The sequence below is a fragment of the Arthrobacter sp. Y3225116 genome (assembly GCF_059091245.1).
Genome location: NZ_JBNHGL010000092.1, coordinates 1 through 10533, shown reverse-complemented (window position 1 = coordinate 10533; position 10533 = coordinate 1). Strand labels below are relative to the sequence as shown.

The following is a 10533-nucleotide window of genomic DNA, read 5'->3' as shown; positions in this document are numbered from 1 at the left end:
CACCGCCGGCGGCGCCCTCGGAGTCGCCGCCGCCGCCGAATCCGTAGTAGACCATGGCCACGGGCACCACGGTGTCGCCGCCCACCTGCAGCGGTTCTCCGTAGGTCCGGGCGACACCCAGGGACTTGAACTGCTCGGCCAGCCGCTCCGGCACGGACTGCCCGGCCGAAGTGCGCTGCCCCTGTCCGGTCGGCACGCGCTGTTCCTGTCCCCGGGAAGAGCCATTGGCGGGCGGGACGGGACCGGTTTCTGTTGGCATGGCCACATCCTAGTCCAGGCCGGGAGGGCGTCCACCGGCCCGGGCCGGGCTGAAGCTTTCACCCGGTGAGAAAGCCGAGCACGCCGCGGGCTTCGAGGTTAAGGGCGCGGCGCTTGACCCGGATGGCCAGCCGGTAATAGTCCACCAGCTGCTCGCAGAGTACCGGCCAGGTGCGGCCCTGCACCGAGTCGAAGGCGGCCCTGCCCAGCGCCCGCCGCTTGGTGTCGTCGCCCACCAGGTCCTGGACGTACCCGCGCAGCTGGTCCAGCTTCCCGGGCTGGTAGATCCAGCCGGTCCGCGAGGGATCGACCAGGTCCACCGGGCCGCCGCGGCCCACCGCGACGACGGGCACGCCGCTGGCCATCGCCTCCTGGATGGTTTGGCAGAACGTTTCCGATTCGCCCGGGTGGACAAAGAGGTCGAAGGAAGCCACATGCCGGGCCAGGTCGTCGCCGCCCTGGAAACCGGCGAAGTGGGCGCCGGGCAGCCTCTCCTGCAGCTCCTCCTTCAACGGACCCGAGCCGACCACCACCAGCCGCGTGCCGGGGAGGTCGGCCAACACGGCCAGGTCCTCCACCTGCTTCTCCGCCGCCAGGCGGCCCACGTAGCCGATGATCCGTTCGCCGCGCGGCGCCACGGACGCCCGCCAGGCGGCGTCGTGCTTATCCGGATGGAAACGGCTGGTGTCCACGCCACGGCGCCACAGGTGGACGCGGATGCCGCGGCCGCGCAACTGCTCCATGGCGAACGACGACGGCGCCAGGGTCAGGGTGGAGGCCTTGTGAATGTTCTCCACCCGCTGCCACAGCAGCTCCTGCAACCAGGGCGCGCCGTAGCGGGCCGCGTAGGCGGGCACCTCGGTCTGGTAGACGGAGACCGTGGGCAGGCCGAGCTGCTGGGCGGCCTGCACCGCACGCCAGCCCAGGATGAAGGGCGACGCCACGTGGACCACGTCCGGAGCAAAGTCCGCCAGCACCCGGCGGAGGCGTGCCACGGTTCCGGCCGCCACCCGCACGTTGGGGTAACCGCGCAGCGGGATGGACGGCAGGCGGTGGACCGGGTAGCCCTCCACCGTGGCCGGGGCAGTGTCCTCCTGCCAGGACGACGCGGGTGCGATCACCAGGACGTCGTCGCCGCGGCGGCGCAGGTGGGCGATGACCTGCAACAGCGACTGGGTGACCCCGTTCATGTGCGGAAGGAACGATTCGGCAACAATAGCTATCCTCACGCCGCCCAGCCTGCCCGCGGCCGGCGACCTGCAGGCAAGCACGCGTGATCGTGTCGGTGAACGGCGGCCTAACTCCGCTCTGGCAGGGTGGTCGGGTGACCATGGGACTCCTGGCGCTGATCACCGGCGCAATCTTCTTCGGTTCGGTGGCCCAGCGGATCGCGGGCATCGGGTTCGCGCTGCTGGTGGCGCCGATCCTGGCGATCCTGCTCGGGCCGCACGAGGGCATCATGATGATCAACATCTGCGCCGTCGTCTCTTGCGGGCTCATCGTGCCCCGGGTCTGGCAGGAGATTGACTGGAACCTGCTGCTGTGGTTGTCCGTGCCTGCCGCCGCCGGCACCGTTTTGGGTTCCTGGTTGGCGGTGCAGGTAACGCCCGCAGTGCTCTCTGCCGTGGTGGGAGGGGTGGTGATGGCCGGGCTGGCCGTGGCGGTAGTGTTGGGCCGTGCCCAAGTCACCGTTTCCGGGCAGTTGCCCAAGGTGCTCGCGGGTTTTGGTTCCGGGCTGACCAACGCGCTCGCCGGCGTGGGCGGCCCTACCGTCAGCGCGTACGCCATTCTGTCCCACTGGCCGCCGCGCCGGTTCGCTGCCACGCTGCAGCCATTCTTCCTGCAGCTGTGCATCATCACCGTCGGCGCGAAACTGGCGGTGGACCCGGGCAGCGTGCCGCATTTGGACTGGTGGATGTGGGCGGTGATCGTGCTGTCGATCATCATGGGCATCGTCGCCGGCGAACGGCTCGGCCGGCGGCTGCGGGACGAGCATGCCAGGACGGCAGTAGTCGTGCTTGCCTTTCTGGGAGCGGCGGGAGCATTGGCCAAGGGGCTGGCGGACTTGATGGCCTGAATCCGGTGTTTTTCCGGTATTCCGGGGTGCGCGAATAAGGGCTGGCTTTATTTCCCAAAGAGGGTATGGTCTTTAGCAAGACATCCCGCTTGAGAAAGAGGAGCACGAATGTCAGGTAAAACGCCGTCGCGCGAGAGTGCCAAGAAACAAGGCAGAAGCATCAAAGAAAAGCGTGCCGAAAAGCGTGAAAAGGCGGTTTTGGAGAACGAAACCATTCCCAAGCGGCGCAAGCGCTAGCACACCGGAGACCTACACCGTCCCTTGAGTCGACAGCCGTTGCGGCTTCGAGGCGGTCGGAGTGGTGATGTCGGACGAATCGTTGAAACACGGTTCTTGCAGACTGGCGGAGCCACGGAAAGAGTCCGCGGAATTTGTTTTCCTGCGTTGAATTTCCGTTGAGCAAATATCCGCCTGCGGGGCGGCCGGATTGATGTCAATGTCATCCGGCCGCCCATTCTATTGTCCAGCCCGGCTCAAAGCAGTATTGGTTGCCGCGCGACGGCGCACATCGCAGTGGACTTCTTCTTCGCGTACTGCTCGGTTCTTCGCGTACCGCTCGGTTCTTCGTGTACCGCTCGGATCGGTCAACGGCGCACCCGATAGCGCAGGTGAAGCACCCGGTTGCCCTGTATCACGGCGGGATCCTCCAGCAGGTGCTGGGCGGGAACCTTCCCGAAGTAGCGCTTGCCGGACCCGAACACGACGGGTACGACGTCCATGCGCACCTCGTCGACCAGGCCCGCGGCAAGCATCTGGCCGCCGACGTCACCGGCGGCGACCTCGACGACGCGGTCTCCTGCAAGCTCTTGCGCCTTGGCCATGGCTGCCTCGACGCCGTCGACGAAGTGAAACGGCGCCTCGGGGTCCCAGCCCTCGGGCTGCGGCCGGTGCGTCACGACGACGACGTGGTCGACCCCGCTCGGAGGCTTCCCGTCCCAGCCGTCCGTCAGGTCGAAGACGTGGCGGCCGACCAGTGTCACGCCGATCTGGTCCCAGTACGGCCGCGTGTAGTCGTAGGACGTCTGCGACACCTTCAACTCGCCGCTCTCGTCCAACGGGACGTCACCGTTGGACAACCAGTCGAACAGCGGTCCGGGCTGGTCATTCTCGTCCGCGACGAAGCCGTCCACCGACACCGAGCTGTACATGACCACCTTGCCCACGGGGCTCTCCTCTGCTTCGGGATGCCCCCACACTAGCGACTCGTGAGCTGGGTCTCCAGCAACAAGGCGGGAAACCGCAGCGACTCGAACCCGCTGCCTCAGCCCGGGCCGGCACCCGCTGCGTCGGCAGGACCCGCTTTGCGCACCGTGTGCCAATTGCCACGGCACCGAGTCGCTGAACGGGCACGGGCAGCCGGGCTGGCACGATAGAAGCAATGAAACTCACGTCGCGACCGGACGGTCAGGCCGGACTGCCGATGCCCCTGTGGCTGCAGGGTGTCTTCGAGTTCTTTCAGTGCGCCCTGCTCTCGGCCATCCTGGTGCTGCTGCCGCTGGTCGGTGTGTGGTTCGCGGACGGCTTCGACGACCGCAGCTTCGATTCGCTGGCGCGGCTCGGAGGCCAGGCATGGCTGCTGATCCACGGCGTCCCGCTGGAACTGGCCATCCAGACCGGCTCCAGTTCGGCGGAGACCCTGCGCGGCACGTTATCGCTGGTGCCGCTGGGACTCATGCTCGTGCCGTTCTTCCTCTCCTGGCGCGCCGGACGGCGTCTGGCGCGGGCGTCGTACACCGACCAGCTGTGGCAGGCGCTGGGCGGCGCGCTGGGAACGTACGCCGCGGCGGGAGCCGCAACCGCGTACATGGTGCGTACCGACGAAGTGGACATCTCCATGGTGGCCGGGGCGCTCGTCCCGCTGCTGCCCGCCGGTGCCGGACTGATCGTCGGCGCCTACCGGGAGGCCGGATCGTGGGGGCGCTTGATCGGCGTGGATGCCGCAGCCTGGGTCGCCCGCACCAGCCAGCACTCACGCTGGGCGGGATCGTACGTCTGGGCGGCGGTCCGCGCGGGGCTGTTGGCGGTGACGGCCGCGGTATCACTCTCGGCCTTGCTGCTCGCCGTGGATCTCGGGCTGCACTGGGCCGAGATCGTGGAAATTTACGAACAGCTCGGCGCGGGCATTATCGGCGGGGCCGTGCTCACGGTGGCGCAGCTTGGACTGGTCCCGAATCTCGTGGTGTGGACGCTGGCATGGTCCTCGGGGGCCGGCTTTGCCATCGGTTCCGGCAGTTCCATCGGTCCGCTGGCCACCACGGTGGGCCCGATGCCCGCGTTCCCGGTGCTGGGTGCGCTGCCGACGGGTGAGCTGTCCTATGGCCTCGCGGCCCTGGCCTTGCCCGTGCTTGCCGGGGTGCTGGCGGGATGGTGGTTCCTGCGCGAGGGCGAGAACCATTTCGACGAGTGGCTCTCCATCAAGATCCAAGCCCGCTGGTTCACCGCATCCGGCTCCACTATGGTCCTGGGCTTGTTCGTCGGGACTGTCGCCGGGGCCGCCACCGCCGGGTTGGTGTGGCTGTCCAACGGTTCGCTGGGGATCGGGCGGTTGACGGAGATCGGACCGGATCCGATCTGGACCGCCCTCTGGGTGGCGGGCGAAGTCGCCGTCGGCACCATGCTCGGCTATGCGGTGGCCCCTTGGCTGGAACGCGAGCCGGCCAAGTCCCGCAGCCGGAAGTAACCTACGGCCTCAGCAGGTCGTTCAGGTTCAGCAGCTCGTCTTCATAGGCGGCCAGGCATTCTTCACGGGCTGACTGCGTAACGGCCATCTGGTTGCAGGCCTCGAACTCGGCCGTCAGCGGCCAGAAAAGAACCTGCGCCAGCGTGGTCAGCAGGAAGAAGCCGCCGGCGCCGACGCCCAGTACGTAGGTGAGCCGGAGCGAGCCCGGCAGGCCGGCGCGCACCGCTTTGACCAGTCCGATCACGGCCACCACGATGCTGGCCACGGCCAGCGCGGGAGCCACGGCCTTCCAGGGGAGCGGGAGCGCCGTCGCCAGGAACGTGGAAGCCAGTAGCAGCAGCAGCACACGGATGAAAAGCCCCGCCGACTTGCTTTGTTCCTCGGTCGGCGCCGGGCGCGTGTTCTGCAACATGGGTTTAAGCCTAGGCGAGAGGGGCGCATAAAGTTGCTTTCATGCGCATTGTGGTCCTCGTTTCCGGCTCCGGCACCAATCTTCAGGCCGTTATCGACGCTATCGGCGACGGCCGCCTGAATGCCGAGATCGTTGCTGTAGGCAGCGACGTGCCCGGCTGCCGGGGCCTGGAACGTGCCGCCGCTGCCGGCATCGAGACGTTCACCGTGGCCCCCGGCGACTTCGCCAGCCGGCCGGAATGGAACCGGGCGTTGGAAGAAGCCGCCGCCGCCTTCCAGCCGGACGTGGTGCTGCTGGCAGGGTTCATGCGCATCCTCGACGCCGTATTTGTCGCCCGCTTCGAGGGCCGGCTGCTCAATACCCATCCGGCGTTGTTGCCCTCGTTCCCCGGCGCCCACGGTGTGCGCGATGCTCTTGCCCACGGGGTCAAGATCACCGGCGTGACGGTACATCTGGTCGATTCCGGGGTCGATACGGGACCCATTCTCGCCCAGGCCGCGGTTCCGGTGCTCGACGACGACACCGAAGAGTCCCTCCACGAACGGATCAAGGTGGAGGAACGCCAACTTCTGGTGCAGACCCTCGCCAACTTCGCCTAGCCTCGGCTGAACCACGACGTCGGTGCCTCACCGCCGAGCTCCGGCTCGCTTTTCCTGGCCCACACCGAGGCTAGGGAGGGCGTTGTCAAGGGACGGTTGACGTTTCGACGTGCCGCAGACCAAACCTGTGGAAAACCTCCGCATCCGCTGAGGCGTCTGGCTAGACTGACACGCACCTAGCGTCTAGCCGACCAGCACCGGGGGGTCTGAGTGAGCCAGCAGCTACCACTCTCAGCAGGAACGCGCGCTGCCCGTATCCTTGCCCCGCTCCTCGCAGCGGCTGCCCTCGCCCTATCAGGCTGCACCGGCTCAGCCGGAGCAGAGCCCTCCGCTCCATCCCAACCCGCTACATCGCCTCCAGCCAGCGAGACTCCGCCGCCGGTTCCAACCCCGTCAGCCGCGCCGACTTACAAACCTGCAACCGAGGAAGGCCCCGCGGAAAATGTGCCAGTGCCAGAACTCCCGGAAGCCGCCACAGAAAAGACTGCAAAGGGATTGACGGCGTTCTCGGCTTACTGGCTCGAAACAATGACATTCGCGTATGAAACTGGTGATTTGGGTCCAATGAAGGCCATCAGCGGCGAGGGCTGTACCGCCTGCAAAAAAGCAGGAGAGACTATCGAAAGCTCCTATAAGGATGGGGGATGGATGGTGGGTGGCAAACTCACCCCAGCTTCGAGTAAAACAAATTTCAAGAGGACTCCGGAGGGCGAATACCAGATCCTTTTCCAGCACAAGCAGGAAGGACTGGATGTCTACTCAGCGGATGGAACGCACGCCATCGAGTCTGACCCCGTCGATTCTTCCGTCATGATCATGATTGCCGTCTACTTAGACGGCCAGTGGGTGGCCAAGAATGTTGAGACGATCGGAAACTGAGATCAGACATGCAGAAGATAACTGGTGGCGTTGGTTGCGATCAGTTTTGTTTTGCCTCCTAATTGCTCTCATTCTTATTCTGCAATCAAATCCTTCTCATGCCACCCGAAGGGACGACATATCGCTTGGCAAGGATGGAGTGAGTTCTCAGTCATGGGTGCAGGATCCGGAGACTGGGATGTGGCATCGGGCAGTGAGCCATTTGGTATCCGACCCGAATGAATATCGCTTCGAGCCGCTTTGTTTGGAAGACAAGAGCCACCAAACCGCCCCTTGCTTAGAGCAGCGAGACCGATGCACAGGCGGGGAAGGTCCACGACTGGTGCAGTGGTATACAGGCCTTTCGGGAACTGACCGCTCAAGTTGGATGCCTCTCGGCAGTCCTGCATGTATCTATTCAGAGGATCCTGTCGATGTTCTTGAAGAAATTGCCTCGCGTATCCAGCATCAGTTTGAGCAACGGCCGGTGATAGCTGGAGAGGTCTTACTTCAGCCGAATGAGCACACACTGAGAGGAGCTCACACAAATATCTACGCTGTGGCCCACGAGCAGATCTTCGAACTCAATATGCTCGGACAAGAAGTCGTTATCAGGGTTGAGCCCGTGGGCTATGCATGGACTTACGGGGACGGGAGCGGGTTTGGTCCGGTCACAACTCCAGGCGGACCGGTGCCGCTGGATCGCTGGGGCGAGCAGACGGCGACGAGCCACATCTACCAACAGACGGGGGACTTTCAAATCCTCCTGACTACTACTTTCAGGGGTTATTACTCTGTGAATGGCGGCCAGGAGATCCCAATTCCCAACGCTGCTGATTTCCGTTCCGCACCTGTTGCAATCAGCGTCTGGCGATCGGTGGTCAATAACTACGCAGATAATTGCCTTGAGAATCCCGAGGGTGCGGGGTGTTAGCCAGAAGCCATTTAGGTGCTGTGATATGCAGCACTTGAAGCACTTTTTCAGGCTTTCGAGCCTGCCCCGCCGATAGGGTATGTGACGGTGCTGACGCCGCCGAGACGAGCGGCAAAGGCCTCGCACACCGTTATTCCAGGGGAGAGCATGAAGAAGTTGATGATGTCCGGCGCCATGATGGGCGTGGCGGCAATTGCACTTGTCGGCTGTGGCAGCGAAGCCGGTGCTGACAAGCCGGCCGATAGCAACAAACCGGTAGCAGCTACCACCGAAGCGCCGGCGCAAAACGTGCGGACTCCGGAGAAGAACGACCGGATGGCCGAGGACTCGGCCGAAGGCCTGGCGTCCTTCACGTACTACTACTTTGACGCCAAGAATTACGCGGTTCAGACCGGTGACGCAGATCTGATGCGTGCAGTCGCCGCGGATTGCACAAGCTGCATGGCAGAGGCTGACGCCCTCGAGGCTGTTTACGCGGACGGTGGCTGGATTGCCGGCGGCCAGCCGAAGGCGCTGAACGTCGTGGCGTTGGATGAGGCCACGGACGACGAGGGCAATCTGAGCGCGGTGGTTCCGTTCATGGAAGATGCCCGCATCACCTTGGACAAGGACGGCCAGACCGTCGAGACCAAGGAATGGGATTCGGACGGAACCACTCTGACCGTGACTGCCAACTACGCCGACGGCGCGTGGTCGATGGTGTCGGTCGAAGAGACGCCGGACGCCGAGATCCCGGAGTAAACCGCGGTCGGATCTTAGGCTCGTGCGCCCTTCCACCTGATGACGGAAGGGCGCATTGCCGTCTGCTGAGCAGGGCGGGGGCACCGCACTAGAGAAGTTCGGCACCCTTGGTCTCGGGGGAGAAGCGCGCCATCCACAACACGGCGACCAGCACCAGGACTCCGGCGATGGCGAAGGACCAGGCCAGCCCGAGGTAGGGCCACATGACCGAGGCGAAGATGAGCGGGCCGAAGCCCGCGCCGACGCGGGAGAACGTCGATGCCCAGCCGAAGCCCGACCCGCGCAGCTCGGTGGGGTAGAGCTCGGAGACGTAGGTATACAGCACGGGAATGGCAATCTGCACGACCATGCCGTAGGCAAGCAGCAGGGCCACCACCGCCGGGGGGACATCGATCAGGAGCGCGACGACGACCAGCGTCAGTGCGGACAACGGCCCGGTGACGGCGAGGATCCACTTCCGCCCGGTCTTCTCGACGAAGTAGGCGGCGATGATGACGCCGACCAGGCCGACGGCGGCCATGCCGGCCGTGGTCAGGAAGGCCCGCTCTGCGGCGAACCCGGCGTCGATGAGGATGATCGGCATCCAGGTCAGGGCAAGGTAGTAGACCAGCAGGATGCTGAAGAACAAGGCCCACGCCGCCGTCGTAATTTTCCAGTTAAATTTCCAGACCGCCCGGAACTGCGCCAGGACGTTGACGGCCGACAAGCGCGGCGCCTCGCTCGGTTCAGGCAGCCGCCATTCACGGACGGTTGCGCCGGTTCGCTCGATCATGCTGTTGATGACCTGCTCGGCCTCCGCCGTGCGGCCCCGGCTCACCAGATAGAGCGGGGATTCGGGCACCGATCGGCGGACCCAGAAGACCAGCAGCGCCGGCAGCACCATGATCAGCATGGTGAAGCGCCAATCGGCCACGGTGGCCATGATGAGGGCCGAGACGACGCCGCAGAGCGCGGCCCCGACCGGCCACCATCCGTCCATGGCAGTGAGGACCCGCCCGCGAAGGCGCCGCGGGGTGAATTCGCCGACCAGCGCATAGTCCACGGGGACACAGCCGCCAAGTCCGAAGCCCGCAATGAAGCGGAAAACGCAGAACCAGACGAGGTCCGGGGCGAACGCTCCGAGGACCGTGAAGAGCGAGAAAACCAGCAGCGTGGCAGTGAACGCCGTTTTACGGCCGATGATGTCGGCAATCGATCCCCAGATGAAGGCGCCCAGGGCCATGCCGATGAGGTTCGCGGTGCCGATCCACGCGGCCTGGGCCGGAACGAGGTCCCAGTGGTCAGACAGCAGCGGGATCAGGACGCCGTTGAGCGTGACGTCCCACGCGTCGAACATGAAGCCGAGGCCGCCAAGCAGGAAGATCTTGCCCTGCACCCGCCAGCGCCAGGGGAGTTCCTGCACGATTTGGTCGCCGGTGGGCAGGTGAGCGGTCTGCGTCATTCGTGGCCTTCCAGGGAGTAGCTATGGATACTTTAGTCGCGGGCGGCAGATGAGAACGCTCTCATGGAGTTCTCCCGAACGTCTCACATTCGGCGTGCATTGTTGATTCATCAGCACCTCACCGCACGATGAAAGGCAGGAACATGAACAAGCGCACCCTGTGGATCGCAACCGGAACCCTTGGCGTCATGGCAATCGGTGCCGGTGCCGCCGTCGCGGACTCCGGGTTCGGAAGCCAGGATCTGGGCCCGGGTATCGTCCAGGCGCCGGAAACACCGGCTGTTGCCCCCGTCGTGAACAGCAGCGTGTCGCCGGCTGCGGTGAATCTGGACCGGCAGGATGTGAAGACCGCGGCCTCCGCCGCTACGGCCCCGAGCCCGGTTAGCCCGGTCTCGGCACAGAGCGCGCCCTCGCCGGTCTCGGCCCAATCACCCGCCAGCCCGGTCTCGGCCCAGAGCGCGCCGTCGCCGGTCTCGGCTCAATCCGCGGTTTCGGCCCCGAGCGCGCCCTCGCCGGTCTCGGCCCACGCCCCC

Annotated in this window: 12 protein-coding genes and 1 pseudogene; 8 read left to right on the top strand and 5 right to left on the bottom strand. The window is 65.2% G+C overall.

Annotated elements, in window-relative coordinates:
- Window positions 1–259: pseudogene (locus AC5RV2_RS10205) on the bottom strand (hypothetical protein); the annotation flags it as partial.
- Window positions 260–317: 58 nt separating this feature from the next.
- On the bottom strand, window positions 318–1487 hold the full coding sequence (locus AC5RV2_RS10200; RefSeq protein WP_494092230.1) for a glycosyltransferase family 4 protein: 1170 nt from the start codon (window positions 1485–1487) through the stop codon (window positions 318–320).
- Between the two features lie 101 nt (window positions 1488–1588).
- On the opposite strand from AC5RV2_RS10200, the gene AC5RV2_RS10195 reads away from it, so the two are divergent.
- Together AC5RV2_RS10195 and AC5RV2_RS10190 are read left to right on the top strand one after the other, a co-directional pair.
- The gene (locus tag AC5RV2_RS10195) at window positions 1589–2335 is read left to right on the top strand and encodes a sulfite exporter TauE/SafE family protein (RefSeq protein WP_494069589.1); all 747 of its coding nucleotides are present in this window, start codon (window positions 1589–1591) and stop codon (window positions 2333–2335) included.
- A gap of 108 nt (window positions 2336–2443) precedes the next feature.
- Window positions 2444–2572: a hypothetical protein gene (locus tag AC5RV2_RS10190; RefSeq protein WP_494069520.1), complete on the top strand. Its 129-nt coding sequence runs from the start codon at window positions 2444–2446 to the stop codon at window positions 2570–2572.
- A 347-nt stretch (window positions 2573–2919) separates the two neighbouring features.
- Here AC5RV2_RS10190 and AC5RV2_RS10185 read toward each other — a convergent pair whose 3' ends face one another.
- A complete protein-coding gene (locus AC5RV2_RS10185) occupies window positions 2920–3498 on the bottom strand; it encodes a dihydrofolate reductase family protein (RefSeq protein ID WP_494092229.1) in 579 nt (192 codons plus the stop codon).
- Window positions 3499–3713: 215 nt separating this feature from the next.
- Between AC5RV2_RS10185 and AC5RV2_RS10180 the strand changes: the two genes are divergently transcribed.
- Window positions 3714–5015, top strand: coding sequence for a cell division protein PerM (locus tag AC5RV2_RS10180; protein ID WP_494092228.1), 1302 nt, complete (start codon window positions 3714–3716; stop codon window positions 5013–5015).
- A gap of 1 nt (window position 5016) precedes the next feature.
- Here AC5RV2_RS10180 and AC5RV2_RS10175 read toward each other — a convergent pair whose 3' ends face one another.
- Window positions 5017–5427, bottom strand: coding sequence for a hypothetical protein (locus tag AC5RV2_RS10175; RefSeq protein ID WP_494092227.1), 411 nt, complete (start codon window positions 5425–5427; stop codon window positions 5017–5019).
- Window positions 5428–5468: 41 nt separating this feature from the next.
- On the opposite strand from AC5RV2_RS10175, the gene purN reads away from it, so the two are divergent.
- The 4 genes from purN (at window position 5469) to AC5RV2_RS10155 (ending at window position 8559) form a co-directional block, all read left to right on the top strand.
- Complete coding sequence (gene purN, locus AC5RV2_RS10170) at window positions 5469–6026, top strand: phosphoribosylglycinamide formyltransferase (protein WP_494092226.1); 558 nt, start codon at window positions 5469–5471, stop codon at window positions 6024–6026.
- Window positions 6027–6236: 210 nt separating this feature from the next.
- Window positions 6237–6905, top strand: coding sequence for a DUF6318 family protein (locus tag AC5RV2_RS10165; protein WP_494092225.1), 669 nt, complete (start codon window positions 6237–6239; stop codon window positions 6903–6905).
- A gap of 193 nt (window positions 6906–7098) precedes the next feature.
- Window positions 7099–7818 carry a hypothetical protein gene (locus tag AC5RV2_RS10160; protein ID WP_494092224.1) on the top strand — a complete coding sequence of 240 codons (720 nt, stop codon included), beginning with the start codon at window positions 7099–7101 and terminating at the stop codon, window positions 7816–7818.
- A gap of 81 nt (window positions 7819–7899) precedes the next feature.
- Window positions 7900–8559 carry a DUF6318 family protein gene (locus tag AC5RV2_RS10155; RefSeq protein ID WP_494092223.1) on the top strand — a complete coding sequence of 220 codons (660 nt, stop codon included), beginning with the start codon at window positions 7900–7902 and terminating at the stop codon, window positions 8557–8559.
- 88 nt (window positions 8560–8647) lie between these two features.
- Here the strand turns inward: AC5RV2_RS10155 and AC5RV2_RS10150 are convergent, their stop codons facing one another.
- Window positions 8648–10000 (bottom strand): MFS transporter, encoded by a 1353-nt coding sequence (locus tag AC5RV2_RS10150; protein WP_494092222.1) that lies wholly within the window; start codon window positions 9998–10000, stop codon window positions 8648–8650.
- 143 nt (window positions 10001–10143) lie between these two features.
- Between AC5RV2_RS10150 and AC5RV2_RS10145 the strand changes: the two genes are divergently transcribed.
- The coding region (locus AC5RV2_RS10145; protein WP_494092221.1) for a hypothetical protein at window positions 10144–10533 on the top strand (390 nt) is incomplete at its 3' end.